This window comes from Reyranella sp. GW821-FHT14A01 (assembly GCF_058803965.1).
In genome coordinates this window covers 25019-50109 of sequence record NZ_JBXAPM010000018.1, presented here as the reverse complement: position 1 = coordinate 50109, position 25091 = coordinate 25019, and the positions used below count along the sequence as shown (strand labels likewise).

The 25091-nt window shown below is 66.1% G+C and carries 25 protein-coding genes; 13 read left to right on the top strand and 12 right to left on the bottom strand.

From position 1 onward, the window contains the following. Positions 1-11: 11 nt before the first annotated feature. Positions 12-968: a carbohydrate ABC transporter permease gene (locus AC1ROX_RS26845; RefSeq protein WP_493131053.1), complete on the top strand. Its 957-nt coding sequence runs from the start codon at positions 12-14 to the stop codon at positions 966-968. Beyond that, on the top strand, positions 961-1863 hold the full coding sequence (locus tag AC1ROX_RS26840) for a carbohydrate ABC transporter permease (RefSeq protein WP_493131051.1): 903 nt from the start codon (positions 961-963) through the stop codon (positions 1861-1863). Before AC1ROX_RS26845 ends, AC1ROX_RS26840 begins: the two co-directional genes overlap by 8 nt. A gap of 10 nt (positions 1864-1873) precedes the next feature. On the opposite strand, the gene AC1ROX_RS26835 is transcribed toward AC1ROX_RS26840, so the two are convergent. Together AC1ROX_RS26835 and AC1ROX_RS26830 are read right to left on the bottom strand one after the other, a co-directional pair. Beyond that, the gene (locus tag AC1ROX_RS26835) at positions 1874-2044 is read right to left on the bottom strand and encodes a hypothetical protein (RefSeq protein WP_493131049.1); all 171 of its coding nucleotides are present in this window, start codon (positions 2042-2044) and stop codon (positions 1874-1876) included. A gap of 78 nt (positions 2045-2122) precedes the next feature. Beyond that, on the bottom strand, positions 2123-2272 hold the full coding sequence (locus AC1ROX_RS26830; protein ID WP_493131047.1) for a hypothetical protein: 150 nt from the start codon (positions 2270-2272) through the stop codon (positions 2123-2125). Positions 2273-2406: 134 nt separating this feature from the next. On the opposite strand from AC1ROX_RS26830, the gene AC1ROX_RS26825 reads away from it, so the two are divergent. Continuing rightward, the gene (locus AC1ROX_RS26825) at positions 2407-2871 is read left to right on the top strand and encodes a hypothetical protein (RefSeq protein WP_493131045.1); all 465 of its coding nucleotides are present in this window, start codon (positions 2407-2409) and stop codon (positions 2869-2871) included. 22 nt (positions 2872-2893) lie between these two features. Beyond that, complete coding sequence (locus tag AC1ROX_RS26820) at positions 2894-3478, top strand: hypothetical protein (protein WP_493131043.1); 585 nt, start codon at positions 2894-2896, stop codon at positions 3476-3478. Here the strand turns inward: AC1ROX_RS26820 and AC1ROX_RS26815 are convergent. From AC1ROX_RS26815 to AC1ROX_RS26800, 4 genes are all read right to left on the bottom strand, one after another. Next, a complete protein-coding gene (locus AC1ROX_RS26815) occupies positions 3475-4878 on the bottom strand; it encodes a DHA2 family efflux MFS transporter permease subunit (RefSeq protein ID WP_493131041.1) in 1404 nt (467 codons plus the stop codon). The two genes, AC1ROX_RS26820 and AC1ROX_RS26815, sit on opposite strands and share 4 nt — an antisense overlap. After that, positions 4875-5447, bottom strand: coding sequence for a PadR family transcriptional regulator (locus AC1ROX_RS26810; protein WP_493131038.1), 573 nt, complete (start codon positions 5445-5447; stop codon positions 4875-4877). The genes AC1ROX_RS26815 and AC1ROX_RS26810 overlap by 4 nt, the downstream gene beginning before the upstream one ends. Before the next feature lie 165 nt (positions 5448-5612). Continuing rightward, on the bottom strand, positions 5613-6599 hold the full coding sequence (locus AC1ROX_RS26805) for a Bug family tripartite tricarboxylate transporter substrate binding protein (protein WP_493131036.1): 987 nt from the start codon (positions 6597-6599) through the stop codon (positions 5613-5615). A gap of 23 nt (positions 6600-6622) precedes the next feature. Beyond that, positions 6623-7546, bottom strand: coding sequence for an aq_1923 C-terminal domain (locus tag AC1ROX_RS26800; protein WP_493131034.1), 924 nt, complete (start codon positions 7544-7546; stop codon positions 6623-6625). Between the two features lie 153 nt (positions 7547-7699). Here AC1ROX_RS26800 and AC1ROX_RS26795 point away from each other — a divergent pair, with 153 nt between their 5' ends. Beyond that, a complete protein-coding gene (locus AC1ROX_RS26795) occupies positions 7700-8122 on the top strand; it encodes an OsmC family protein (protein WP_493131032.1) in 423 nt (140 codons plus the stop codon). Between the two features lie 65 nt (positions 8123-8187). Then, the gene (locus AC1ROX_RS26790) at positions 8188-8529 is read left to right on the top strand and encodes a hypothetical protein (RefSeq protein WP_493131030.1); all 342 of its coding nucleotides are present in this window, start codon (positions 8188-8190) and stop codon (positions 8527-8529) included. Between the two features lie 42 nt (positions 8530-8571). Here AC1ROX_RS26790 and xth read toward each other — a convergent pair whose 3' ends face one another. The 3 genes from xth to AC1ROX_RS26775 are packed head-to-tail and all read right to left on the bottom strand — an operon-like array spanning position 8572 to position 11624. Then, positions 8572-9345 (bottom strand): exodeoxyribonuclease III, encoded by a 774-nt coding sequence (gene xth, locus AC1ROX_RS26785; RefSeq protein WP_493131028.1) that lies wholly within the window; start codon positions 9343-9345, stop codon positions 8572-8574. Between the two features lie 4 nt (positions 9346-9349). Next, positions 9350-11206, bottom strand: coding sequence for an ABC transporter ATP-binding protein (locus AC1ROX_RS26780; RefSeq protein WP_493131026.1), 1857 nt, complete (start codon positions 11204-11206; stop codon positions 9350-9352). 37 nt (positions 11207-11243) lie between these two features. After that, positions 11244-11624 (bottom strand): hypothetical protein, encoded by a 381-nt coding sequence (locus AC1ROX_RS26775; RefSeq protein ID WP_493131024.1) that lies wholly within the window; start codon positions 11622-11624, stop codon positions 11244-11246. Positions 11625-11696: 72 nt separating this feature from the next. Here AC1ROX_RS26775 and AC1ROX_RS26770 point away from each other — a divergent pair, with 72 nt between their 5' ends. Then, positions 11697-13025: a histidine-type phosphatase gene (locus AC1ROX_RS26770; RefSeq protein WP_493131022.1), complete on the top strand. Its 1329-nt coding sequence runs from the start codon at positions 11697-11699 to the stop codon at positions 13023-13025. Here the strand turns inward: AC1ROX_RS26770 and AC1ROX_RS26765 are convergent. The 3 genes from AC1ROX_RS26765 to AC1ROX_RS26755 all read right to left on the bottom strand — a co-directional run bounded on the left by AC1ROX_RS26765 (position 13022) and on the right by AC1ROX_RS26755 (position 20794). Beyond that, a complete protein-coding gene (locus AC1ROX_RS26765; protein WP_493131020.1) occupies positions 13022-13213 on the bottom strand; it encodes a hypothetical protein in 192 nt (63 codons plus the stop codon). The genes AC1ROX_RS26770 and AC1ROX_RS26765 overlap by 4 nt on opposite strands. Positions 13214-13439: 226 nt before the next feature. Next, on the bottom strand, positions 13440-15308 hold the full coding sequence (locus AC1ROX_RS26760) for an HWE histidine kinase domain-containing protein (RefSeq protein ID WP_493131018.1): 1869 nt from the start codon (positions 15306-15308) through the stop codon (positions 13440-13442). A 23-nt stretch (positions 15309-15331) separates the two neighbouring features. Then, on the bottom strand, positions 15332-20794 hold the full coding sequence (locus AC1ROX_RS26755; RefSeq protein ID WP_493131016.1) for a HAMP domain-containing protein: 5463 nt from the start codon (positions 20792-20794) through the stop codon (positions 15332-15334). 179 nt (positions 20795-20973) lie between these two features. Between AC1ROX_RS26755 and AC1ROX_RS26750 the strand changes: the two genes are divergently transcribed. Genes AC1ROX_RS26750 through AC1ROX_RS26725 form a run of 6 tightly spaced genes read left to right on the top strand, consistent with a single transcriptional unit; the run spans position 20974 to position 25088 of the window. Beyond that, positions 20974-21723 carry a FadR/GntR family transcriptional regulator gene (locus tag AC1ROX_RS26750; RefSeq protein ID WP_493131014.1) on the top strand — a complete coding sequence of 250 codons (750 nt, stop codon included), beginning with the start codon at positions 20974-20976 and terminating at the stop codon, positions 21721-21723. Next, a complete protein-coding gene (gene rpiB / locus AC1ROX_RS26745; protein WP_493131012.1) occupies positions 21720-22166 on the top strand; it encodes a ribose 5-phosphate isomerase B in 447 nt (148 codons plus the stop codon). The genes AC1ROX_RS26750 and rpiB overlap by 4 nt, the downstream gene beginning before the upstream one ends. A gap of 36 nt (positions 22167-22202) precedes the next feature. Next, on the top strand, positions 22203-22997 hold the full coding sequence (locus AC1ROX_RS26740; RefSeq protein ID WP_493131010.1) for a transporter substrate-binding domain-containing protein: 795 nt from the start codon (positions 22203-22205) through the stop codon (positions 22995-22997). 30 nt (positions 22998-23027) lie between these two features. Further along, a complete protein-coding gene (locus tag AC1ROX_RS26735) occupies positions 23028-23711 on the top strand; it encodes an amino acid ABC transporter permease (protein WP_493131008.1) in 684 nt (227 codons plus the stop codon). After that, positions 23711-24358 (top strand): amino acid ABC transporter permease, encoded by a 648-nt coding sequence (locus AC1ROX_RS26730; RefSeq protein WP_493131200.1) that lies wholly within the window; start codon positions 23711-23713, stop codon positions 24356-24358. The genes AC1ROX_RS26735 and AC1ROX_RS26730 overlap by 1 nt, the downstream gene beginning before the upstream one ends. Continuing rightward, positions 24342-25088: an amino acid ABC transporter ATP-binding protein gene (locus AC1ROX_RS26725; protein ID WP_493131006.1), complete on the top strand. Its 747-nt coding sequence runs from the start codon at positions 24342-24344 to the stop codon at positions 25086-25088. The genes AC1ROX_RS26730 and AC1ROX_RS26725 overlap by 17 nt, the downstream gene beginning before the upstream one ends. Positions 25089-25091: the final 3 nt, after the last annotated feature.

Below are 25091 nucleotides of genomic sequence, written 5' to 3'. Positions count from 1 at the left end.
TCGGAGGGAAGATGACCGTCGCCACGATAACCGACTGGAACCGGACCCGGATACAGCAGGGTTGGCTGGCGCGCCTGTTCGACAACAAGGCGTTCCTGATTTTCATGTGCCTGCTGCCGGCCTGCGGCCTGCTGATGGTGTTCCTCACCTATCCGCTGGGCCTCGGCATCTGGTTGTCCTTCACCGACACCAAGATCGGCCGTACCGGCAAATGGATCGGGCTCGATAATTTCGAATACCTGATGGAGGACCCGCAATTCTGGACCGCGGTCTTCTACAGCGTTTTCTATACGGGCGTGGCCACGTTCGGGAAGTTCGCGCTGGGCCTCTGGCTCGCGCTGCTGCTGAACCGGCACCTGCCGCTCAAGAACCTGCTGCGCGCCATCATCCTGCTGCCGTGGATCGTGCCGACCGTGCTGTCGGCGCTGGCCTTCTGGTGGATCTACGATCCGCAATTCTCGATCATTTCCTACTTCGCGGTCGACGTGCTGGGCGTGCGCAGCAAGCCGTTCGACTTCCTGAGCACGACCTGGCCGGCGCGCTGGTCGCTGATCGCCGCCAACATCTGGCGCGGCATTCCGTTCGTGGCGATCTCGCTGCTGGCCGGCCTGCAGACGATCTCGCCCTCGCTCTACGAGGCGGCCCTGCTCGACGGCTCTACGGCGTGGCAGCGTTTCCGCTACATCACTTTCCCGCTGCTGCTGCCGATCCTGGCGATCGTGATGACCTTCTCGATCATCTTCACGTTCACTGACTTCCAGCTCGTCTATGCGATCACCCGCGGCGGCCCGATTAACTCGACCCACCTGATGGCCACGCTCGCCTTCCAGCGCGGCATCGCCGGCGGCGAACTGGGCGAGGGCGCCGCCATCGCCGTCGCCATGATCCCGTTCCTCGTGTTCGCCACGCTGTTCAGCTACTTCGCGCTCGCGCGCCGCAAGTGGCAGCAGGGAGAGGCCAATGACTGACGCCGCAACGACGGCCCAGACGCCGACCAGCTCGACCGCTCCCGCCGAGGATATGGTCTGGGAGAGCCGCGGCCGGCGGATGGTGACGATCTACCTGCCGCTGATCTGCTTCGTGATCATCCTGCTCTTCCCGTTCTATTGGATGGGAATCACGGCCTTCAAGCCGAACGCCGAGCTGTACGACTACAAGACGTACAATCCGTTCCTGATCGGCAGCCCGACCTTCGACCACATTTACAAGCTGCTGTTCCAGACCTCGTATCCGAAGTGGCTGATGACCACGATGGGCGTGGCGGTCTGCTCAACCTTTCTGTCGCTGCTGTCGAGCGTGCTGGCGGCCTATGCCATCCAGCGCCTGCGTTTCAGGGGCAGCCAGTATGTCGGCCTCGGCATCTACCTCGCCTACCTGGTGCCGCCGTCGATCCTGTTCATCCCGCTGGCGACCACGGTCTACCAGCTCGGCCTGTTCGATACGCCGCTGGCGCTGATCCTGACCTACCCGACCTTCCTGGTGCCGTTCTGCACCTGGCTGCTGATCGGGTACTTCAAGTCGATCCCGTACGAACTGGAGGAATGCGCCCTGATCGACGGGGCGACGCGCCTGCAGATCCTGCGGCGCATCACCCTGCCGCTGGCGGTGCCCGGCCTGATCTCGGCCGGCATCTTCTCGTTCACCCTGTCGTGGAACGAATTCATCTACTCGCTGGCCTTCATCCAGAGCAGCGAGAAGAAGACGGTCCCTGTGGCCATTCTGACCGAACTCGTGTCGGGCGACGTCTACCAGTGGGGCTCGCTGATGGCAGGCTCGCTGCTGGGCTCGCTGCCCGTGGCGATCTTCTATTCGTTCTTCGTCGACTACTACGTCTCCTCCCTCACCGGCGCGGTGAAGGAGTAGATTTAAGGCCTCAAGCCACAGGCCCCGGTGGGCCCTGCGGATGGGGTACGGGCGTCGGCATATCTTCCGGCGCCGGCATGCCGGGCGGCAGCGGCATCTCGGGCGGCACAGGTTCGGCCTTGCCGGGCGCAGGTGGAATGGCGGGGACTTCGCGCGGCGGGTCCGCTGCATAGTGCGTCATCGTGAGAACCTCCTTTTCTGGTTTCTGAAAAACGAATGCCCGCCGTAAGGCGGGCATTCGGATTCAGGGGATCAAGGACTAGTGGTCCTTGTTCTGATGCTGCTGAGGCTGACCAGGCTTCTGGTTGGGCTGCTGGTTCTGCTTCTGCTGCTGCTCGCGCTGGACCTGCTCGCGCTGCTGGCGCTCGCGATCCTGCTGCTGCGACGGATTCTGCTTCTGGTCGTTCATGGCGTTTCTCCATGTTCGCAGCGATCGCCGGAATGGCGACCGCTGCTAACAAAACGCCCCGCTCGGGAACGTGGTTGCACGCCGCGCCGTTCTTCGATGACACGCCGAAAACACAACAAGGACGGAGACTTCGAATGATCCGCAAATTTGCAGGCGCCGCGATTATCGCTTCCGTTGCGTTCGCCGCCGTACCGCAGTTAGCCTTTGCCGCCAACGAGGCCGATTGCGCCGCCGAATGGGCGCAGGCCGATGCCAACAAGGATGGCGTGATCGCCGGCCCCGAGGCGGACCGTTACATCGCCTATATCCGCATCCGCTCGCAGGCCGCACCCCAGGACGGGCGCATTACCCAGGACGCTTTCATGGCGGCCTGCAAGGGCGACGTGTTCAAGGCCAAGGCCCCCGATGCCGGCGCGCCGCTGAAGGGCGCCAACTCCTTCACGGAAGGCCAGGCCAAGGATCGTGCGGTCGCGGCCGGCTACACCGACATCGCGACCCTCGCCAAGGACGATGACGGCATCTGGCGCGGCGCCGCCAAGAAGGGGCCTCAGTCGGTGAACGTCGCCGTCGACTTCAAGGGCAACGTCGTCTCGCAGTAATCGCCTGACAAGGAGAACGATCATGAAGACCATTACCCGCGTTTATGATTCCTATGCCCAGGCCGCCCAGGTCGTGGCCGATCTCGAAGCGGCCGGTGCCGCTTCGTCCGACATCAACATCATCGCCAACCGCTATGTCTGCGAGGAGAGCGTGCGGGCTGAGGAACCGTCCGGCGCAGGGGCAGGTGCCGGCATTGGTGCGGCCCTCGGCGGTACCGCCGGCCTCCTCGCCGGTCTTGGCATGATCGCCATCCCCGGCCTCGGCCCGGTGGTCGCGGCGGGCGCGCTGGCGGCGACGGCGGTCGGTGCGGCCGCGGGAGCGGCGACCGGGGGCGTGGTCGGCGCGCTGGTGGCGTCGGGCGTGCCGGAGGGCGAGGCACAGGTCTATTGCGAGGCCGTGCGCCGCGGCGGCACGATGGTGAGCGTGCGCACCTCGGAGGCCGACGAGCCGCGCGTGCTGCGCCTCATGGATCAGCACCGCCCGATCGACTACGTCGCGCGCGAGGCCGATTACCGCAAGGCCGGATGGACGCGCTTCGATCCCAAGGCCGAGCCCTACACGCCGAGTCAGGCGGAGATCGAGCGCCTGCGCCGGCCTTACGCCTAAAGCAGGTGCGCGTTGGCGCGGCGGGGGGCGTCGCGTTCGGTGTAAGCGAGCAGAAGGGTAGAAAGGGCGGCGGCGATCGTGATCGCAAGTACCCACAGGTACGTGGTCCCGAAACCGCTGGCCTGCCCGGCGGGCGTGGAGTTGTGTCGGAGTTGGTCGTCGAGGATGACGATGAGCACGGCCGTGCCGATCGCGCCGCCGACCCTTTGCAGGACGTTGAGTTGCGGGGTGGCGTCGGGAATCTTGTTCGACGGCAGCGCGCGATAGGCGGCCGTCATGACCGGCGTGATCGACAGGGTGAACCCGGCCCCTCTGATGGCCATGAAAAGGCACAGCGCATAGGAGGTGGTGTCGGTCAGGAACACGAACGGGATGGTCGAGATCGCCTGGAGAACGGCGCCCACAAAGGCGGTTATCTCGGCCCGGTAGCGGTCGGTGAGCGGCGCGGCGAGAAGGGCGCCAAGCCCGACTGGGGCGACCAGGAGCCCGGCGAGTATCACGCCTTCGCCACGGACGATCTGGAAATACAGCGGCGTCAGGATCATGCCGCTGTACATCGCGGCCCCGAGCGCGAACGTGGCGATCGAGGCGGCGGTGAACGCCCGGCTGCCGTACAGCCCGAGGTCGAGCAGCGGCCGCTTTGCCCGAAGGGCATGCACGACGAAGCCGAGCAGGGCGGTCAGTCCAACCGCCAGTGCAACGATGGCAGCCGTGTTCAGTCCAGCCGCGGCGCCGTATTCTGCCAGGCCGTAGGTGATGCCCAACGTCCCGGCGGAAGCCAGGATCAGACCAATCACATCCAGCCGTCCCGCGTCACCTCCCTTGTCCTGGGGGAGGAGCCGAAGGGCGAGCACGACACCGACGATACCGAAGGGTATGTTGATCCAGAAGATGGCCCGCCAGTCGATGCCCTGGATGAGGAGGCCGCCGATGGTGGGACCGAGCGTCGGGGCAAGCACGATCGGTACGGCGATCAGGCTCATCACGCGCCCCATCTGCGCCTTGGAGGACTGCCCAGTCCAGATCATCGTGCCGACCGGCATGATCGCTCCGCCACCGATGCCTTGCAGAGCCCGGGCGGCGATCAACATCTCCACGCTCTGCGAACATGCGCACAGGGCCGACCCGACGGTGAAAATTGCCAGCGCGGCGACGTACAGGCGGGCGGCACCGAACCGGCGGGCCGCCCAGCCGGTCACGGGGATGACCGCCGCGAGCGCGAGGACGTAGGCGGTCACCACCCACTGCACCGTCCCCAGTCCGGCGTGCAAGTCGGCCGAGAGGGTGTCGACGGCGACATTGACGATGGTCGAGTCCAGAAACGACAGCGACGCCCCGATCATCACCACGCCTACCGATCGGCGTAGGCCCGGCGAGAACGGTTCGGTGGTGGCGGTCATCGGCCTTTCCCCTTCCGACGTCTCTTCTCGTCGGCGAGGATCTCGGGAAGCTTCTCCAGCAGCGACTCATGCCAGGCGATCTCGGCCGCGAGCCGGGCGTCGCGGTGGCGCACGACGAACTGCTCGGTCACGCTCAGGTTCTGCGCGAACTGCTCGATCTTGCCGCGCTCGCGCGCGAGCATCGCGCGCAGCCGCTGCAAGCGAAGATCCAGCACGGCCGGGAACTCGTCGAGCCGGTCGCGGTCCAGTCGCGACATCGCCAAGTCGAACGGGTCGGGGCGGAACACGACCTCGCCGAGCCCCTCCTCGCGCAGCCGGGCGAGGGCAATGCGTCCCTCGTCGGTGATGCGCCAAATCTGGCGCTCGGGGTAGGCGCCCTTCCGTTCGGTGCGCGACTCCTCGATGAGCCCCTCGTGCGCCATGCGCTTGAGCGCGCCGTAGAGGGCCCCGACGGAGATGTCTGTCCAATGGGTGATGTACTCCTTGTCCGCGAGTTGGCGGAGCTGGTGTCCGTGCATCTCGCCCTCGTCGGCAAGAGCACCAAGGATGTATAGTCGTATGCTCGACATGAGACTACTCTCACAGGAGTAATCATGCATGTCAAATTCTCGGGCTACACCGCGTGGTCACTCGTTCTGGATTTTTGGTCGCTCTTCCTTCGGCGCTCCCGGACATTGCCGAAGGCAATGTCCTGCCGCTTATGGGGGCTGAGCTTCGCTCAGCCCCTCAACCTCTCAGTTCTCCGGCACTTTGCCGATCCGCTCGACCGCGACCTTGAGCCGGGCGGCGTCCTTGTCGAGAAAGACCTTGAACTCGGGCGCGTCGAGATAGGCGATCGGCGTCTCGACTTTTGCCATGGCCTCCTTGAACTCCGGATCCTCGACCGTGCGTTTCGCGGCCTCGCGCAAAGTCGTGAGGATCGGCGTCGGTGTCGCTGCGGGCGCAAACAGTCCCGACCAGATGTAGAAGGTGGCGTCGTAGCCCAGCTCCTTCATGCTGGGCACGTCGGGCAGCGAGGCCAGTCGCTTGTCGCCCCACACGGCCAGGGCCCGCATCTTGCCCGCCTTGATTTGCCCGATGGCGGCCGATGGACCGGACGCCAATGCATCGATCTGGCCGCCGAGCAACGCCGCGACCGCCGGTCCACCACCCTGGTAGGGGATATGGAACAGCTTGATGTCCGCGGCATTGGCGAAGATTTCCATGGCCACGTGCAGCGTGCCGTAAACGCCCGACGATCCATAGTTGATGGTGCCGGGCTTGGTTTTCGCGGCCTCGACCAGGTCCTTCAGCGTCTTGTAGGGTCCATCCTCGCGCACCACGAGCACCGTGGGATCGGCGCTGATCAGCGCGATGGGCGCGAACTGGTTGAGCTCGTAGGCAGGTGCGCGGCCCTGCAGGACATCGGCGACGGGCAGGACCGAGATCGACGACAGCGCCATCAGGAGCGTGTAGCCGTCCGGCGCCGACCGCGCGGCCTGGGCCGTGCCCACCGACCCGCCGGCGCCGCCCCGGTTCTGCACCACGACCGATTGCTTCAACAGCTTGCCCATCACATACGCGGTCGGCCGGCCGGTGATGTCGGCTACGCCGCCGGGCGGGAAGGGGACGATCATGGTGATCGGCCGCGATGGGTAGGCCTCCTGGGCTCGCAGCGGCGCGGCCAGCGGCAGGATCGCCGCCAGCGATGTCGCGCTGGCCAACAGGGAACGACGCTTCATTCTTTCCTCCTTGTCTCGCTTGGTTACTTGCCTTTCGAGCCGGCTTTTGCCGCGCCGGCGCGCGTGCCGGGATAGGTCGCGGTGAAGCCGAACAGGGTCGAGAGCGCATCGGGCACCATGATCTTGTCCAGGTCATCGAGGCCCGCGGTCTTGGTCGGCTTCAGGCCCAGCACCAGCGGGCCCTTGGGCGCCTTCCAGTCGGCGACGAAGGAGGCGACGGCGTCGAGGGCCTTCAGCGTCTCGCCGCTCTGCGCCTGGGCAAAGCCGCCCAGCGCGTCGAGCACCGTCGTGATCAACTCCGCAGGTTCGATGCCTTCTTCCTGGGCGGCCGCCGGGATGAGCTTGGCCAGCAATTCCTTGTCGTCGACCGTGAAGGAGGCGCTGCGCAGCCGGCCTTCGTCCTTGGCGGTGTCCATGTCGGTCTTGTCGCTCACGCCGTCGAGGACCATCGACAGGGCAAAGCGCGCCTGGCCGCGCAGGGTCACTTCCAGCATGTTGAGGGTCAGCACCTTCGCGGCCGGGTCGATGCGGTAGTCGAGCGCGACGTCGAACGGCACCTTGGGAACCCCATAGGGTTCGAGCGCGGTGAACATCTCGTCGTCGCCCGTCAGGCCCTCCAGCCGGAGCTTGGCGAAGCGCGGTGCGAGATCGTCCTTGCTGTCCTTCTTGAGGCGGTCGAAGTCGAGTTCCTCGACCGTCACCGTGTCGATCTTGACCGTGCTCTCCTGGTCGCCCGTCGCGGCGTTGGCCGGGACGACCGCCACGACGTCGTTCAGGACGAAGCCCGAGGCACCCAGCGGCTGGGCGCTGGCGTAGCTGAATTTCTTCAGCTCCAGCTGGGGCTTGATGTCCTTCTCGAAGCGCTCCAGGCCGTTCTGGGCCGAGGCGCCGGTCGCGATCCCGATCAGCAGCAGCGCCGAGACCAGCGCCGCGAAAATTACCCGCATGAGAGTCTCCCCTGCTCGATGGCGGAGATTAGCAGCGCAGGCACACTGCGACGAGGCTGGATATCCGGGGCGCCACCTATGCGAAGGGATGAATCGCTTCTGTCATACGGCCGGGGCACAGTGTGCCTACCCACATCCGACGGGAGACGAGACATGATCCGCAAGGCAAAGGCCGAATGGCGTGGTACCGGCAAGGACGGCACCGGCGACATCACGAGCGATTCCGGCGTTCTTTCCAAGACGCCCTATTCCTTCAAGACGCGCTTCCAGGGCGAGAAGGGCACCAACCCCGAGGAGCTGATCGCCGCCGCTCATGCCGGCTGCTTCACCATGGCTTTGGCATTTCAACTGCAAACAGCCGGCTTCACGCCGACCTTGCTCGAGACCGAGGCCGCCGTCTCGCTCGACCAGGACGGCGCCGGTTTCAAGATCAGCAAGTCGGCGCTGACCCTGGTGGCCGAAGTGCCGAATCTCGATCAGGCGACCTTCGACAAGCTGGCCGAGGCGGCCGAAAAGGGTTGTCCCGTCTCCAAGCTGTTCAATGCAGAGATTACGCTCACCAAGACATTGAAGTAGGCTCCGGCCATCGATACCGGGTGCGCCGCATGTCGCGGCGCCCCGCAAGCCGGGGGGAAATTTCAATGATCCGCATGTTCGCCCGCTCGCTGGCGTTGCTCGTGCTGCCGCTTGCGACCGCTTCCGCCCAGACGATCAAGAAGGAAGATGCCGAGAAGATGGTGATCGGCCTCTACGCCGTTTCCGTCGCCGTCGACACGTGCGATCTCGACATCACCAAGGATCAGGAGAAGCGACTCGAGTTCTGGATCGAATGGGCCGAGAAGCAGCTCAACATCGCCGACCGCAAGCTCGACAAGACCTACGACACGATGGAAAAGGAAGCCGAGAAGAACAAGAAGGACTTCTGCGACAAGATGGTCCCGATCGCCAAGCAGGCGCTGACCGATCTTCCGCCGTCTATGTAAGGGCTGAGCGAAGCTCAGCCCTTGAGAAGGCAGAACGACCACTCACTTCGTCAATTCGATCCACGCCGGCGCGTGATCGCTCGGGCCTTCCCGCCCGCGTTCCGCCCGGTCGACGTTGCCGCGCTTCAGGCGCGGGGCGAGGTCGGGGCTCACCAGCAGATGATCGAGGCGCAGGCCGGCATCGCGCTCCCAGCGATGCCGCATGTAGTCCCAGAACGTGTACATCGGCTCGTCGGGATGAAGCGTGCGCAGGCTGTCGGTCCAGCCCTGCGCCAGTAGCTTTTTGAAAGCCGCGCGCGGCGCCGGCTGGACCAGCGCATCGTTCTTCCACGAGCGCAACGAATAGATGTCGAAGTCGGTCGGCACGACATTGTAGTCGCCCGCCAGCACGATCGGCGCGCCGCTCTTCAGCAGCGACCTGGCATGCGTGTGCAGGCGGCGCATCCAGTCGAGCTTGTAATCGTACTTCGGTCCGGGCTGCGGATTGCCGTTGGGCGCATAGAGGCAGCCCACGACCAGGCCCTTCACCGCCGCCTCGATGTAGCGGCTCTGCGTGTCGGCGCGGTCGCCGGGCAGGCCCTTGCGTATCAGGACCGGCTCGGTCTTCCGCCCGAGAATGGCAACGCCGTTCCAGGTCTTCTGCCCCTGCCAGACGGCGCGGTAGCCCGCTCGCCGCAGCTCGGCCTCGGGAAAGGCCTCGTCGGCCGCCTTGAGCTCCTGCAAGCAGACGATGTCGGGCTTGGCGCGCTTCAGCCAGGCCAGCAGGTTGGGCAGGCGCCGGTTCACGTTGTTCACGTTGAAGGTGGCGATCTTCATGGCGTCAGCGATACCCCGCCGCCTGCAGCTCGAAGAGCTCGGCGTAACGGCCTTGCTGCGCCACCAGCTCCTCGTGCGTGCCCTGCGCCTCGACCCTGCCGTCGGCCAGCACGAGGATGCGGTCGGCCATGCGGACGCTGGAGAAACGGTGCGAGATCAGTACCGCGGTCTTGCCCTTGCTCAGCTCCTTGAAACGCTGGAACACCTCGAACTCGGCGCGGGCATCGAGGGCGGCGGTCGGCTCGTCGAGGATCAGCACCTCGGCCTCGCGCATATAGGCGCGGGCGATGGCGATCTTCTGCCATTCGCCGCCGGACAGTTCGACGCCGTTCTTGAAGCGCTTGCCGATCATCTGGTCGTAGCCGCGCGGTAGACTGGCGATCACCTCGTCGGCCTGGCTGCGGTTGGCGGCGCGCGCGATGCGTTCGTGATCGTCTCGCGCCTCGACCCGGCCGACAGCGATATTGTCGCCGGCCGGCAGGTTGTAGCGGACGAAATCCTGGAAGATGACGCCCATGCTGCCGCGCAGCTCGTCGAGCCCGTAGTCGCGCAGGTCGCGGCCGTCGAGCAGGATGCGGCCCTCGTCGGGGTCGTAGAGGCGCGTCAGCAGCTTCACCAGCGTGGTCTTGCCGGCGCCGTTCTCGCCGACCAGCGCGACCACCTCGCCGGCCTTCAGGGTGAAGGAGAGATGGCGCACCGCCCAGCGCTCGGCGCCGGGATAGATGAAGCCGACATCCTCGAACACGAAGCCTTCGCGAATGGGCTTGGGAAAGGGCAGGGGATCGGCCGGCGAGTGGATCTCCGGCCGAACCTCGAAGAAGGTGAAGAGATCGTCGAGGTAGAGCGCCTGGCCCGCCACCGAGGAGAAGCCGCTCAGCAGCGATTCGAGCAGGGTGCGCAGGCGGCGGAAGGAGCCCGCCAGGAAGGTGAGGTCGCCCACCGAGAATTCGCCGGTCAGCGTGCGCCACGCGATGTAGGCGTAGGCGAAGTAGTAGCCGATCGTGCCGATGGTGGTGAACAGCCCGCCCCAGCCGGCGCGGCGCAGTGCCAGGCGGCGGTTGGCGTCGTAGAACGAGGCGGCGAGGCTCCGGTAGCGATCGACCAGGAAATCGTGCAGGCCGAAGATCTTCACTTCCTTGGCGGTCTCGACGCTGGCCGCGGTCTGCCGGACATAGTCGAGCTCGCGCCGTTCCGGAGTCCGGCCGAAATCGAGTGAGTAGCTCTTGGCGTTGAAGTGCGCTTCGCCCAGGAACGCCGGCACCAATGCCACCAGCAGCAGAACGATCAGCCACGGCGCAAAGACGATCAGGCCCGCAGCCAGGCTCGCGACGGTGACGAGGTCCTGCGCCTGGGCGAAGAGCTGGCTCATCAGGGTCATGCGGCCGCTGGTCTGGCGGCGGGCGCGCTCGAGCTGGTCCTGGAACTCGGCATCTTCGAAATCCTCGAGGTCTAGCGTCGCCGCGTGCTCCATCAGCCGCACGCTCGAGCTGGTGCTGACCTGCTCGGCCAGCAGCCCATCGAGGAGCGTGACGATGCGCCCCAGCACGTCCGCGAGCACCGCCACCGCGAACTCGGCCAACAGCAGGAAGCCGAGCTTGTTGAGATGGCCGCTGTCGAGCCATTGCTGGAGCGTCGTCGGCTTGTCGGGAAGCTGCACCAGCATCACGACGTCGTCGATGATCAGCTTGCCGATATAGAGCGTCGCCACCGGCAGCAGCGCGCGCATCAGGCGGAGCAGGATGGTCGCGGCGGTGAGCGAGGGGCTGGTCGCCCACACCATGGCGAGGAAGGGCCGCAGGTTTCTGAGCGCGCCGACCCTCTCGCGGAAGGAGCTGGCGCTGATCGTCGAGGGTGAAGGCATCCCGGTCTAACCCCGGTAAAGGGGCGCGGGTTCCGGTTCAGCCATCGGGCAGGGACTGGGCATCCAGCCACTGCCGCGCGAGATGAAGTTCGCGGAAGATGGCGAGAGGCCGGCGCGCGGTCGCGGCGGCGGCGAAGATCTTCGCCTGTTCATAGCTGGTGTCGGAAGCGGCGACGATGGCCAGCGGTCCGATCTGGCCATGCTGGGCGTAGAGCACGACCCGGGCGCCCAGCGCCTGGAGATTTTCATTGCTGAGCGCGGTGGGTGTGTGCGTGATCTCGAAGATCTTGCGATAGCCTATCGCGCCGTCGGCTGTAACGCCGGCGAAATATCGCTCGATGTCGGCCACCGTCACCTGTTCCTTGGCGACGGCGACGACCAGTCGATCTGCATGTGAGATCGTCCATTGAACCGGCATGAGGCGAATTCTAGCACGGAACGGATGACGGGTGGGACCCGAAGACGGCATAGTGCCGCCGGGGGAGATACCATGAGCCTACGCGTTTTTGCCGCCGTTCTCGTTGCCTTGTTTCTGGCCGCCTTGGGGCCGGCCACTGCCGAAATCCTGCCGACCCCGCCGGGTTGGCAGATCGAGCGAGCCATCGTGCTGAGCCGCCATGGGGTGCGCTCGCCGACCGAGACCAACGAACAGCTCGACAGATACAGTGCAACGGCTTGGCCGGCCTGGCCGGTCGAGCCCGGCTTCCTCTCGCCGCGCGGCGAGGAGCTGATGCGGCTGATGGGTACCTATTATCGCGTGCTCTATGGTGGCCGCGGTTTGGTCCAGGCGGACGATTGCCCGACGATCGGCACGGTCGCTGCCTGGACGGACCTCACGCAGCGCACGCGCGCCTCCGGCGCGGCGATCCTGGCCGGCATGTATCCGCGCTGCGCCAACCTGCCGCTGCGCAACCAGGCGAATTTCACCCTGCCCGATCCCCTGTTCCATCCGCAGCCGACGGCCTCCTGCCCCATGGATGTCGCGTCCAACCGTACGGCGATCCTGGCGCGGCTGGGCGGCAGCTTCGCCTCGGTGCATCGCGACTATGCCCCCCAGATTTCGATGATGCAGTCGGTCCTGTGTCCGGCCGATGCCACGAAGTCCGCTGGCGGCGGAAGCTGCGGCGACATGAGCGCGCATAATCGCGTCGATGCCGGTTCGGACGGCTGGGTTTCGCTCAAGGGACCGCTCGGCTACGCCTCGACCGCCGCCGAGAATTTCCTGATGCAATCGGCCGACGGCATGCCGAAGAACCAGGTTGCCTGGGGCCGGATCGCACACGACGCGTCGTTGCGCGAGCTGCTCTCGTTGCATCAGCTCGATCAGGATCTTACCCAGAAGACCAAGCCGATCGCCCAGCAGCGCGGCTCCAATCTATTGTCGCAGATCGGCGCGATCCTGGTGAACGGCCACAATTTCCCGGGTCATGCCGCGACCGGCCAGCCCGTGCGTTTCGGCCTTCTGGTCGGGCACGAGAGCAACATCCACAACATCGCCGCACTGCTCAACCTGACCTGGCAGATTCCCGGCTTCCTCCCGGGCGAGGCATCGCCGGGCGGCGCGCTCGCCTTCGAGCAGTTCCGTGAAGTGCAGGGCGGGAAGCAGTATGTGCGCATCGCCTACTATGCCCAGACGCTGGACGAGATGCGCCGTCGCGCGCCGCTCAACTACCGCGACCCGCCGGGCATGACGCAGGTATCACTGCCCGCCTGTTCGGGAGAGCTGGTCGAGAATGCCTGCCCCTTGGAGACGTTCCTCAAGATCGTGAAGGCGGCGGTCGACCCGGCGTGTGTGACGGCCATCAACGGAAACTTCTAACGATCGGAAATCAGCCGCTCGCGGCCAAGCGCGGTAATGGCGTCGCCTTCGGGCGACGTCTCGATCAAGTTCAAATGAAGCAGACGGGTGCGATGCTCTTCGGGCATCGACAGCATCGTGCCGTCGCCCAATCCGCGCAAGGACGCGAGAGCAGCCTGAGTGAGCGGCGCAATCAGGCCTTTGGGCATAGTTCGAATATCTCTAGCCATATCGTGTATCACCTCAATCGTATTGAAGGTGATAACGGGTTGACGCTGCGAAAGTTGAAAGCGCAGAGCTCGAATACGCCGGGAACCGCCCCGACTTCGCCCTGTTTCGCGGACTGTTGCAATGGAGCGCGCAACTCCAGTTGCGCTCAAGCTTCGTTGATCAGCAAGACATGAGCGCAACTGGAGTTGCGCGCTCCAATGACCGCTACGCTTCGGCGGCGCGACGAGACGGCGGTTCGAGCAACGACACCAGCACGCGCTCCAGGGTCTCGGCTTCGAGCGGCTTGGGCAGCACGGGGATGTTGGCGTAGCGCCGGTCGATGCTGTCGCGTTGATAGCCGGTGATGAAGATGAACGGCACGCCGCGCGCGATCAGCAGGTCTGCCAGCGGATCGGCCAGCTCGCCGGCGAGATTGAAGTCGAGCAGCGCGCCGTCGAAGCGTTCGCTGCGCGCTGCCGCCAGGCCGTCGGCCAGCCCGCCATAGGGGCCGAGTACCGTGGCGCCCAGCTCTTCCAGGATGCGCTTGGCCATCATGCCGACCAGCACCTCGTCCTCGACCATCAGCAGCCGCCGGCCCGCAAGGCTGCGCGGCCGGCGGTCCGGCATCGCGCGCGGGCCTTCCGTCGCCGGCTTCGGCGTCGGTGTCGGGCCGACGATCTGGGCGCGCGGAATGGAGAGCCGGCAATGCAGGCCCTCGGGTCGCCATTCGTAGAGAACGCCGCCGCGAAATTGCGCCTCGATCGAGGAGCGCACGATCGACAGGCCGAAGCCCAGCGATTTGGGCTCGGCGGCGGGCGGCCCACCGGTCTCGGTCCAGTCGACGACAAGGGCTTGGTCGTCGATCGTCCAGACGAGGCGGAGGTGGCCGGTGTCGGTGGAGAGCGCACCGTACTTGGCGGCGTTGGTGGCGAGTTCGTGCAGGGCGAGCGCCACCGCCTGCGCGGTCGCTGGCAGCAGCATGGCCGGCGGGCCGCTGGCTTCGATACGCTGGCGGTGGTCGGTGCGGTAGGGTGCCAGTTCCTCGTCGACGATCTGACTGAGGTTCGCGCCCTGCCAGCGCGCTGCCGACAGGAGATTGTGCGTGGCGGCCAGCGCATGGATGCGGCCCTCGACCGTCGACACGAATTCCGGCGTGCTCTTGGCCTTGGTGAGGCGCAGCACCGACAGCACGACGGCCAGCATGTTCTTGGCGCGATGGTCGACCTCGCGTGCCAGCACGAGCTGGCGTTCCTCGGCGCGCTTGCGCTCGGTGATGTCGACGGTGACACCGTTCATCTGCGTGGCCTTGCCGTTGCCATCGCGCGAGATGACGCCGGCGCCGTAGCACCAGCGGATCTCGCCGCTCGGGCGGACGATGCGGAACTCGACCTGGAACCGGCTTTCGCCTGAGGCGGCGATGGCGGCGACCGCGATCTTCTCGCGGTCCTCCGGGTGCATCATCGCCTCGACGCGCTCGACCGTGGGCTCGAAGGTGGCGCGGTCGACGTCGAAGATGCGGTAGGCGCCGTCGTCCCACTCGATCCGGCCGGTGGCGACGTCGACCTCCCACGATCCCATGTCGCCGGCGCTGAGCGCGATCGAGCGGCGCTCCTCGCTGCGGCGGAGCTGCTCGGTCTGGGCCTCCAGCTCGGCGGTGCGCTCGGCGACGCGCTTCTCCAGCTCCTCGTTCATCGCCTCGAGCTGGCGGGTCTTGCGGTAGAGCTCGATGAAGACGCGGACTTTTGCGCGCAGCACCTCCGGGACAACGGGGACCGCCACATAGTCGACGGCGCCGATCTCGTAGCCGCGCAGATGGTCGGTCTCGGCGATCTGCACCGCCGAGACGAAGATGATGGCGAGCTTCTGGAAGCGCGGGTGCTCGCGGATCATGGCGGCGAGCTGGAAGCCGTCGATCTGCGGCATCACGACGTCGATCAGCACGACCGCGACGTCCTCCAGCTTGAGCAGCAGGCCCAGCGCCTCGTGCGGCGAGTTGGCCTTCACGAGGTTCTCGCCGAGCTCGCCGAGGATGACCTCGTAGCTCAGCAGCTTGGCCGGCTGATCGTCGATCAGCAGGATATTGACCTTGTCCATGGGAGCCGATGCGCGGGTCAAGGTCAGCGGTGCAGCCAGAGGCGCAGGGCCGAGAAGAGCTGTTCGGTGTTGACCGGCTTGGCGAGATAGTCGGACGCGCCGGCCTCCAGGCACTTCTCGCGGTCGCCCTTCATCGCCTTGGCGGTCAGCGCGATGATGGGCAGGCGGCGCAGCGCCGGCTTGCTGCGGATCAGCGCCATGGTCTCGTAGCCGTCCATCTCGGGCATCATGATGTCCATCAGCACGATCGATACGTCGGAGGATTTCTCCAGGATCGAGATGGCTTCGTGGCCGGTCGTCGCCGTCAGCACCCGCATGCCGCGCCGCTCCAGCGCGCTCGACAAAGCGAAGATGTTGCGGGCGTCGTCGTCGACTACCAGCACGGTGCGCCCGGCCAAGACCTCGTCGGAGCCGTGCAGGCGCTCCAGCATGCGCTGCTTCTCGGGCGCAAGTGCGGCCGCCGCGTGATGCAGGAACAAGGAGGTCTCGTCGAACAGCCGCTCGGGCGAGGCCGCACCCTTGACCACGATGCTGCGCGCCATCGAATGCAGCCGGCCTTCTTCCTCCGCGGTGAGGTCGCGTCCGGTGAAGACCACGACCGGCAGGTCGGCCAGCGTCGGGTTGGACTGGATGGCCTCCAGCACCTCGAAGCCCGACATGTCGGGCAGGCGCAGGTCGAGCACCATGCAGTCGTGCCGTTCGGTGCGCAGAAGTTCCAGGGCTTCCTGCCCCGTGCCCACCGTCGTGATCTCGACGTCGGGATGATCGAGCAGGGTGGCGACGCTCAGGCGCTCACCCTCGTCATCCTCGGCGATCAGCAACCGCTTGCGGCGCGGCTGGACGTAATCGTTGATGCGCGCCAGAGCGGCGCTCAAGCCCTCGGTGGTGGTGGGCTTGCTCAAATAGGAGAAGGCGCCGCGTGAAAGACCCTGCTGGCGGTCCTCGTCCATGGTGAGGATCTGAACCGGGATGTGGCGCGTCTCGAGTGTTCGCTTGAACTGGCTGAGCACGTTCCAGCCCAGCATGTCGGGCAGGAACACGTCGAGCGACATGGCGACCGGCTTGTACTGCAGCGCGAGGTCGAGCGCCTCGGCGCCGCGTGCCGTCACCACGGCCTTCAGCCCCGCGGCGTGCGCCGCATCGACCATGATGCCGGCATAGTTGGCATCGTCCTCGACGATCAGCAGGGTGCGGTCGCCCATCTGCAGCTCATGGCGGTCATCGGGGAACTGGTCGGCGAGATGCTCGGGCAGCGCCACCATCGGCAGCGGCTGCGAGCCCTGTCCCTGCGTCGGCTGGCGCAGGGCGGTGCGCGGGCCGGTGTACATCATCGGCAGGAAGAGCGTGAAGGTGCTGCCGACTCCCGGCGTGCTGCGCAGGGTGAGTTCGCCGCCCAGCAGGCTCGCCAGCTCGCGGCTGATCGCGAGGCCGAGACCGGTGCCGCCATACTTGCGGCTGGTGCTGGCATCGGCCTGCTGGAAGGCCTCGAACACGATCTTCTGTTTCTCCATCGGGATGCCGACGCCGGTATCGGTCACCTCGAATGCCACGACCGAACTCGCCTGGTTGAGCGCGGCATTGTCGGGCCGCCAGCCCGCGGTCATCGGTACGGCGCGCAGCCGAACGCTGCCCTCGGCGGTGAACTTCATGGCGTTGGACAGCAGGTTCTTCAGGATCTGCTGCAGGCGCTTGGAATCGGTGACGATGGACCGGCCGAGATGCGGATCGGCCTGGACCTCGAAGGTGAGGCCCTGCGACTCCGCCTGGTGGCGGAACGGGCGGGCCACCGTCTCCAGCACGTTGGCGAAATAGATCTCCTCGGCATCGACGGTGACGGTGCCGGATTCGATCTTGGAGAGATCGAGGATGTCGCTGATCAGGTTGAGCAGGTCGGTGCCGGCGCCGTGGATGGTGCGGGCGAACTCGACCTGCTTGGCGCGCAGGTTGCCGTCGGGATTATCGGCGAGCTGCTGGCCCAGGATCAGGATCGAGTTGAGCGGCGTGCGCAGCTCGTGGCTCATATTGGCCAGGAACTCCGACTTGTAACGTGAGGTCAGTGCCAGCTCCGAGGCCTTCTCCTCGACGGCGCGGCGGGCCTGCTCGATCTCCTGGTTGGCGCGCTCGACCTCGGCGTTGCGTTCGGCGAGCTGCGCGGCCTTCTGTTCGAGCTGGTCGTTGGTCTGCTGCAATTCGCCCTGTTGGCTCTGCAGCTCGCCGGCGAGCTTTTGCGACTGCTGCAGCAGGCTCTCGGTCTGCATCGTGGCCTCGATCGAGTTCAGCACGATGCCGATCGAGGCGGTGAGCTGTTCGAGGAAGGCGATCTGCAGTTCGGTGAAGGTGTTGAGCGAGGCCAGCTCGATCACCGCCTTGACCTGGCCTTCGAACAGCACCGGCAGCACGACAAGGCTCTTCGGCACGGCGCGGAACAGGCCCGAGGTGATAGGCCGTGCCGCTTCCGGCATGGTCGAAATGTGGATCGGCCGTCCATCGGCGGCGCACTGGCCGATCAGGCCTTCGCCGACGCCCACGATCTCGGGATGGCCGTCGCCCACGGCATCGGCATAGACCGAAAGAAGACGCAGCAGGCGTTGCGAGCCGTCGTCCTGGGTCTGGTAGATCACCGCCTGATGGGCTTCCACGAGCGGGGTCAGCTCGCTCAGGATCAAGCGGCCGACCGTGCCGAGGTCCCGCTGGCCCTGCAGCATGTTGGTGAACTTGGCGAGGTTGGTCTTCAGCCAGTCCTGCTCGGTGTTGCGCTCCGTCGTGAGACGGAGGTTGTCGATCATGGTGTTGAGCTTGTCCTTGAGCTCGGCGACTTCGCCCAGCGCATCGACCTGGATGGAGCGCGTCAGGTCGCCCTTGGTGACCGCGGTCGCCACCTCGGCGATGGCACGCACCTGGGTGGTGAGGTTGGCCGCCAGCATGTTCACGTTGCCGGTCAGGTCCTGCCATGTGCCGGCGACGCCCGGCACCTGCGCCTGGCCGCCGAGCTTTCCTTCGGTGCCGACCTCGCGCGCCACGCGGGTGACCTCGCCGGCGAAGCCATTGAGCTGATCGACCATCGTGTTGATGGTCTCCTTGAGCTGCAGGATCTCGCCGCGCACATCGACGGTGATCTTCTTGGAAAGGTCGCCCGTCGCGACGGCGGTGGTCACCTCGGCGATATTGCGCACCTGGGTCGTGAGGTTGGCGGCCAGCAGGTTGACGTTATCGGTGAGGTCCTTCCAGATGCCGGCGACGCCCGGCACCTGCGCCTGTCCGCCGAGCTTGCCCTCGGTGCCGACCTCGCGCGCGACGCGGGTCACTTCGCCGGCGAAGCCGTTCAGCTGGTCGACCATCGTGTTGATGGTGTCCTTGAGCTGCAGGATCTCGCCACGCACGTCGACGGTGATCTTCTTCGACAGGTCGCCGGTCGCGACGGCGGTGGTCACGTCGGCGATGTTGCGGACCTGGGTCGTGAGGTTGGCGGCCAGCAGGTTGACGTTGTCGGTGAGGTCCTTCCAGGTGCCGGCGACGCCGGGCACCTGGGCCTGTCCGCCGAGCTTGCCCTCGGTGCCGACCTCGCGCGCGACGCGCGTCACTTCGCCGGCGAAGCCGTTCAGCTGGTCGACCATCGTGTTGATGGTGTCCTTGAGCTGCAGGATCTCACCGCGCACGTCGACGGTGATCTTCTTCGACAGGTCGCCGTTGGCGACGGCCGTCGTCACCTCGGCGATGTTGCGTACCTGGCCGGTGAGGTTGGTGGCCATGAAGTTGACGTTGTCGGTAAGGTCCTTCCAGGTGCCGGCGACGCCGGGCACCTGGGCCTGGCCGCCGAGCTTGCCCTCGGTGCCGACCTCGCGCGCGACGCGGGTCACTTCGCCCGCGAAGGAGTTGAGCTGATCGACCATCGTGTTGATGGTCTCCTTCAGGCGCAGGATCTCGCCCGAGGCATCGACGGTTATCTTTTTGGACAGATCGCCACCTGCCACCGCGATGGTGACGTCGGCGATGTTGCGCACCTGGGTCGTGAGGTTGGCGGCCAGCAGATTGACGTTGTCGGTGAGATCCTTCCAGGTGCCGGCAACGCCGGGCACCTGGGCCTGGCCGCCGAGCTTTCCTTCGGTGCCGACCTCGCGCGCGACGCGGGTCACTTCGCCGGCGAAGCCGTTGAGCTGATCGACCATCGTGTTGATGGTCTCCTTGAGCTGCAGGATCTCGCCGCGCACATCGACGGTGATCTTCTTCGACAGGTCGCCGGTCGCGACGGCGGTGGTCACCTCGGCGATGTTGCGCACCTGGGCGGTGAGATTGGTCGCCATCGAGTTGACGTTGTCGGTGAGGTCCTTCCAAGTGCCGGCGACGCCCGGCACCTGGGCCTGGCCGCCGAGCTTGCCTTCGGTGCCGACCTCGCGCGCCACGCGGGTGACCTCGCCGGCGAAGCCATTGAGCTGGTCGACCATCGTGTTGATGGTGTCCTTCAGCTGCAGGATCTCGCCGCGCACGTCGACGGTGATCTTCTTGGAAAGATCGCCGCGCGCCACGGCGGTGGTCACGTCGGCGATGTTGCGCACCTGGTCGGTCAGGTTGCCGCACATGGCGTTCACCGAGTCGGTGAGGTCCTTCCAGGTGCCGGCGACGCCCGGCACGATCGCCTGGCCGCCGAGCTTTCCTTCGGTGCCGACCTCGCGCGCCACGCGCGTCACTTCCGAGGCGAAGGAGCGCAGCTGGTCGACCATCGTGTTGATGGCTTCCTTGAGCTGCAGGATCTCGCCGCGCACGTCGACGGTGATCTTGCGCGACAGGTCGCCGTTGGCCACCGCGATGGTCACGTCGGCGATGTTGCGCATCTGGGCCGTCAGGTTGTTGGCCATCGAGTTGACGCTCTCGGTCAGCTCGCGCCACACGCCCGTGACTTCGCTGACCTTGGCCTGGCCGCCCAGCTTGCCCTCGGTGCCGACCTCGCGCGCCACGCGCGTCACCTCGGAGGTGAACACCGAGAGCTGCTTGATCATGGTGTTGACGATGGTGGCGGCGCGCAGGAACTCGCCCTTCAGGGGGCGGCCGTCGACGTCGAGGCGCACCGTCTGCAGCAGGTCGCCCTGCGCCACGGCGCCGATCACGCGGGTGACCTCCGTGGTCGGCCAGACCAGGTCGTCGATCAGCGTGTTGACCGAGCCTTCCATCTCGCCCCAGGCGCCGGCCGACAGGCCGAACTTCATCCTCTGGCGGGTGCGGCCCTGCTCGCCGACCGCCTTGCCGATGCGCTCAAGCTGCCGGGCCATACTTTCGTTGCCGGCGGCGATGTCGTTCACGACAGCCGCGATCTTGCCCAGGGTTCCGTCATGGTCGCCGGTCAGGCGGGCCGAGAAGTCTCCGCTGCGCAGGGCTTCGAGCACCCCCAGCAAGTCGCGAAGATCGGTCGAGGGCGGCAGGCCGCGGCGTGGGGAAGGAGGGGTCGCGGCGGTTGGTCCAATGGCTAGCGAAGAGCCGGCGTCAGCAGTCATGCAGTAAGCCCCCTCGTATGGGAGCATGGCGTGCGGATTTTTTTCAGTTCTTTTGGAACCCGTTCCGCCCGCGGTCAGACCTCCCGCAACGGAAGACAACGCCGCTCGTCGCGCCGGGTTGCATGGACTTTCGAAGTAGGCCTAAAGTGTGGTCAGACCACGGACTGACCAAGGCTCAGATGCTCCATATCGTCCGGCAAGATAATGAGGAAACGCCAAGCGGCGCAGACCGCGTCTTCACCTTCTTCCGCGACCGGCTTCTGTCGGGTGAGCTGAAGGCGGGCGACCGGCTGCTGGGCGAGCGCGAGCTGGCGCTGGCGCTTGGGGTCAGCCGGCCGGTGCTGCGCGAGGCACTGCGGTCGCTCGCCATGCTGGGCCTGCTCGACATCCGCCACGGGCGCGGCGCCTATGTCCGTTCGGCCGACGCCTCGGTCCTGGGCCAGGCGCTGACCCTCTGTCTGGCGCCCGAGCCCAACATCCTCGACGACGTCCTGCAGGCCCGCATCGCCATCGAATGCCAGGCCATCCGCTTGGCCTGCCTCAGAGCCAGCGAACGCGACCTGCAGGCCATCGCGGCCCTGCTCGATACGCTGGTCGACTCGCTCGACGATCCGGAGCGCGGCGGCGGTGCCGACTACGCGTTCCACCTGGCCATCGTGCGGGCGAGCGGCAGCGGCGCGCTGATGAAGATCTACGAGGCGATCTCGCCCCTGCTGATGCGCAGCCATGTCGAGCGCCGGCGCGACACGTTCCGCGAGCCCGCCATCACCTCGGGCCTCGTCGATGCCCATCGCCAGGTTTTCCTGGCGCTGGCGGAGCGCAATCCCGACGAGGCCGAACGGCGGCTGCGCGCGCATTTCGAGATTGGCGACGGGCTGCGTCGCAACAACCTGATCTCAACCTACCAAACACAGGGCACGAACCCATGAAGATCGTCGTCGGATCGGATCACGCAGGCTTCCCGATGAAGGCCGAGCTGCTCGCTTTCCTGCGCGAGCGCAGGCACGAGGTCGAGGATGTCGGCTCCTACGATCCCAACCCGGTCGACTTCCCCGACGTCGCGCGCAAGGTCGCCGCGGCGATCACCTCAGGGACTGCCGAGCGCGGCCTGATGGTCTGCGGCACCGGCGTCGGCGCCTCGATCGGCGCCAACAAGATGAAGGGCATCCGCGCCGCGGTGTGCCACGACGTGCATTCGGCGCACCAGTGCGTCGAGCATGACGATGTGAACGTCATGTGCATCGGCGCGCAGATCGTCGGTCCCTGGCTCGCCAAGGACCTGATCGCGGCCTACCTCGACGCCAAGTTCTCGACGGCGGAGGAGTTCCGCCGGCGCGTGGCAAAGCTCGCGGAGATGGATGCGGGCCGCTAGAGTCCGGAAAACGACAAAACGAAAACGGAGGAAACGATGAAAAAGATAATGACGGCCGTCGCGATTGCGGCGGTGGCAATGATGGGCGTCGCCCAGATGGCACACGCCGATGCGCTCGACGATATCAAGAAGTCGGGCAAGATCCGCATCGCCGTCGATCTCGGCGTGCCGCCCTACGGCATGACCGACGACAAAATGCAGCCGACCGGCTCGGACATCGAGACCGCCAAGCTGCTCGCCAAGGACTGGGGCCTGCAGTTCGAGCATGTGCCGACCACCGGCGCCTCGCGCATTCCCTCGCTGCAGACCGGCAAGGCCGATCTCGTGATCTCGACCCTGTCGATCACGCCGGAGCGCGCCAAGGTCATCGACTTCTCGCTGGGCTATGCCGTCCTGCGCACCGTCATTGCCGCGCCCAGGAGCGTGAACGTGAAGAGCCTCGCCGACCTGGACGGCAAGACCGTCGGCACCGTGCGCGGCACGACGCATGACACCCAGCTCACCAAGGAAGGCCCCAAGGGCATGAAGCTGGTGCGCTACGAGGACGACGCCACCGAGGCGCAGGCGTTCCTGAGCGGCCAGGTCGACATCTTCTCGACGGCCGAGCTTCTGGTCGCGCCGATCGACAAGAAGAACCCGGCCCGCCAGGTCGAGGTCAAGTTCGTGCTCGACACCTTCAAGCTCGCCGTCGGCGTCAAGAAGGACGAGACGCGGCTGGTCGAGGAGGTCAACAAGTGGATCCTGGCCAACCTCAAGAACGGCAAGCTCGACGAGATCTACAAGAAGTTCCACGGCAACGGCCTGCCGGAAGTGATCCTGAACCAGAAGTAGCCGGCGAGAAGGGCGGCAGGCACCTAAGCCATGTCGTACAAGTTCGATTTCGCCTTCCTGGCCGACAGGTGGCCCGACTTCGTGGCTGGGGCCTGGCTCACCATCCAGCTCACCGTGGCGTCGATCGCGCTGGGCTTCGTGGTGGGCACGGTCTGTGCGCTGGCCCGCGTCTATGGCGGGCCGGTGCTGCGGCGGCTGGTCGGCATCTATGTCGAGACGATCCGCAACACGCCGCTGCTGATCCAGATCTTCATCGTCTATTTCGGCCTGTCGAGCCTCGGCCTGAAGCTCAGCGCCGAGGTCTCCGCCATCGTGGCGCTCACGGTCAACATGGGCGCCTATACGACAGAGATCATGCGGGCCGGCATCCAGTCGATCCAGCGCACGCAGCTCGAAGCCGCCGATTGCCTGGGCCTCACGAAGCTGCAGACAATCCTTCATGTCGTGCTGCTGCCGGCGATGGAGCGCGTCTATCCAGCACTCTCCAGTCAGTTCGTCCTGCTGATGCTGGCTTCGTCCATCACCTCGCAGATCTCGGCCGAGGAGCTGACGGCGACCGCGAATCTCGTCCAGTCCGACACCTACCGCAGCTTCGAGGTCTACATGATCGTGGCGGTGGTCTATCTCGCTTTGTCGGCCCTTTACCGGCTCGCGCTGTGGGCGATCGGTCTGGTGCTCTTCGAGCGCCGCCGTCGGCTGGGCACGCCGCTGTGATCCAGCTCAGCGCCAACCATATCCTCTATCTCGTCGAAGCGGCGCGTTGGACGATCCTGCTGTCGCTGATCGCCTTCGTGGGCGGTGCGCTGGTCGGGTTGCCGCTGGCCCTGATGCGCGTGGCCCGGTCACGCCTTCTGCGCGGCCTCGCCAGCATCTACATCCAGATCGTCCAGGGCACGCCGCTGCTGATCGTGCTGTTCCTGTCCTACTTCGGCCTCGGCATCGTGGGCTTCAAGCTCGACCCGCTGGTCGCCGCCGGCCTCTCCCTCACGATTTACGCCGCGGCCTTCCTCGCGGAGATCTGGCGCGGCTGCATCGAGGCGGTGCCGAAGACCCAGTGGGAGGCGTCGGACTGCCTGGGCCTGAACGCTTTCCAGCAATATGCCTACGTGATCCTGCCGCAGGCCATACGCATCGCCACGCCGCCCACCGTGGGCTTCATGGTGCAGATCGTGAAGAATACCTCGCTCGCCTCGGTGATCGGCTTCGTCGAACTGGCGCGGGCCGGACAGATCGTCAACAACTCGACCTTCGAGCCGTTCGCGATCTTCGCCATCGTCGGCGCGATCTATTTCGCCATCTGCTATCCGCTGTCGCTGGCGAGCCGCCATCTCGAGAGGAAGGCCCATGCCGGGAGAAGCTGACGCCGTGATCCGCGTCAATGACGTGGTGAAGGAATTCGGCCCTTTGCGCGTGCTCGACGGCGTCGGCTTCGACGTGTCGCGTGGGCAGACCGTGGCGATCGTCGGCCGAAGCGGTTCGGGCAAGAGCACGCTGCTGCGCTGCATCGCCGGACTGGAGTCGATCCAGGGCGGCGCCATCGAGGTCTGCGGCCATGCGGTCGGCCGGCCGGGCAGCGAGGCGCGTGCCCAGTTGCGGCGTGACGTCGGCATGGTGTTCCAGAGCTACAATCTCTTCCCGCATCTCACGGTCGAGCGGAACATCACCCTGGCGCTGACCCTGGTGAAGAAGCAGCCGAAGGAAGAGGCAAAGAGGATCGCCGCGGAGGTGCTGGGCCTGGTCGGCCTCACCGACAAGCTGCTGGCCTATCCCGAGCAGCTCTCGGGCGGGCAGCAGCAGCGCGTCGCCATCGCGCGCTCGCTGGCGCTGAAGCCGCAGGTGATGCTGTTCGACGAAGTGACCTCGGCGCTCGACCCCGAACTCACCGCCGAGGTGCTGGCGGTGATGGAGGATCTCGCCCGGCGCGGCATGACGATGATCACCGTCACGCACGAAATGGGCTTCGCCCGCCGCGTGGCCGATCTCGTCGTGTTCATGCATCGCGGCAGGGTCTGGGAGATCGGTCCCACGGCCGAACTGTTCGCCGACCCGAAGACTGCTGAGTTCAGGCAGTTCGTCGGCAGCGAACTTTAGGCG

What these genes read in the sequence shown, in the direction of transcription:
- AC1ROX_RS26845 (WP_493131053.1), top strand. Translation starts at nt 12, where the DNA reads ATGACCGTCGCCACGATAACCGACTGGAACCGGACCCGGATACAGCAG.
- AC1ROX_RS26840 (WP_493131051.1), top strand. Translation starts at nt 961, where the DNA reads ATGACTGACGCCGCAACGACGGCCCAGACGCCGACCAGCTCGACCGCT.
- AC1ROX_RS26835 (WP_493131049.1), bottom strand. Translation starts at nt 2,044, where the DNA reads ATGACGCACTATGCAGCGGACCCGCCGCGCGAAGTCCCCGCCATTCCA.
- AC1ROX_RS26830 (WP_493131047.1), bottom strand. Translation starts at nt 2,272, where the DNA reads ATGAACGACCAGAAGCAGAATCCGTCGCAGCAGCAGGATCGCGAGCGC.
- AC1ROX_RS26825 (WP_493131045.1), top strand. Translation starts at nt 2,407, where the DNA reads ATGATCCGCAAATTTGCAGGCGCCGCGATTATCGCTTCCGTTGCGTTC.
- AC1ROX_RS26820 (WP_493131043.1), top strand. Translation starts at nt 2,894, where the DNA reads ATGAAGACCATTACCCGCGTTTATGATTCCTATGCCCAGGCCGCCCAG.
- AC1ROX_RS26815 (WP_493131041.1), bottom strand. Translation starts at nt 4,878, where the DNA reads ATGACCGCCACCACCGAACCGTTCTCGCCGGGCCTACGCCGATCGGTA.
- AC1ROX_RS26810 (WP_493131038.1), bottom strand. Translation starts at nt 5,447, where the DNA reads ATGTCGAGCATACGACTATACATCCTTGGTGCTCTTGCCGACGAGGGC.
- AC1ROX_RS26805 (WP_493131036.1), bottom strand. Translation starts at nt 6,599, where the DNA reads ATGAAGCGTCGTTCCCTGTTGGCCAGCGCGACATCGCTGGCGGCGATC.
- AC1ROX_RS26800 (WP_493131034.1), bottom strand. Translation starts at nt 7,546, where the DNA reads ATGCGGGTAATTTTCGCGGCGCTGGTCTCGGCGCTGCTGCTGATCGGG.
- AC1ROX_RS26795 (WP_493131032.1), top strand. Translation starts at nt 7,700, where the DNA reads ATGATCCGCAAGGCAAAGGCCGAATGGCGTGGTACCGGCAAGGACGGC.
- AC1ROX_RS26790 (WP_493131030.1), top strand. Translation starts at nt 8,188, where the DNA reads ATGATCCGCATGTTCGCCCGCTCGCTGGCGTTGCTCGTGCTGCCGCTT.
- xth (WP_493131028.1), bottom strand. Translation starts at nt 9,345, where the DNA reads ATGAAGATCGCCACCTTCAACGTGAACAACGTGAACCGGCGCCTGCCC.
- AC1ROX_RS26780 (WP_493131026.1), bottom strand. Translation starts at nt 11,206, where the DNA reads ATGCCTTCACCCTCGACGATCAGCGCCAGCTCCTTCCGCGAGAGGGTC.
- AC1ROX_RS26775 (WP_493131024.1), bottom strand. Translation starts at nt 11,624, where the DNA reads ATGCCGGTTCAATGGACGATCTCACATGCAGATCGACTGGTCGTCGCC.
- AC1ROX_RS26770 (WP_493131022.1), top strand. Translation starts at nt 11,697, where the DNA reads ATGAGCCTACGCGTTTTTGCCGCCGTTCTCGTTGCCTTGTTTCTGGCC.
- AC1ROX_RS26765 (WP_493131020.1), bottom strand. Translation starts at nt 13,213, where the DNA reads ATGCCCAAAGGCCTGATTGCGCCGCTCACTCAGGCTGCTCTCGCGTCC.
- AC1ROX_RS26760 (WP_493131018.1), bottom strand. Translation starts at nt 15,308, where the DNA reads ATGGACAAGGTCAATATCCTGCTGATCGACGATCAGCCGGCCAAGCTG.
- AC1ROX_RS26755 (WP_493131016.1), bottom strand. Translation starts at nt 20,794, where the DNA reads ATGACTGCTGACGCCGGCTCTTCGCTAGCCATTGGACCAACCGCCGCG.
- AC1ROX_RS26750 (WP_493131014.1), top strand. Translation starts at nt 20,974, where the DNA reads ATGCTCCATATCGTCCGGCAAGATAATGAGGAAACGCCAAGCGGCGCA.
- rpiB (WP_493131012.1), top strand. Translation starts at nt 21,720, where the DNA reads ATGAAGATCGTCGTCGGATCGGATCACGCAGGCTTCCCGATGAAGGCC.
- AC1ROX_RS26740 (WP_493131010.1), top strand. Translation starts at nt 22,203, where the DNA reads ATGAAAAAGATAATGACGGCCGTCGCGATTGCGGCGGTGGCAATGATG.
- AC1ROX_RS26735 (WP_493131008.1), top strand. Translation starts at nt 23,028, where the DNA reads ATGTCGTACAAGTTCGATTTCGCCTTCCTGGCCGACAGGTGGCCCGAC.
- AC1ROX_RS26725 (WP_493131006.1), top strand. Translation starts at nt 24,342, where the DNA reads ATGCCGGGAGAAGCTGACGCCGTGATCCGCGTCAATGACGTGGTGAAG.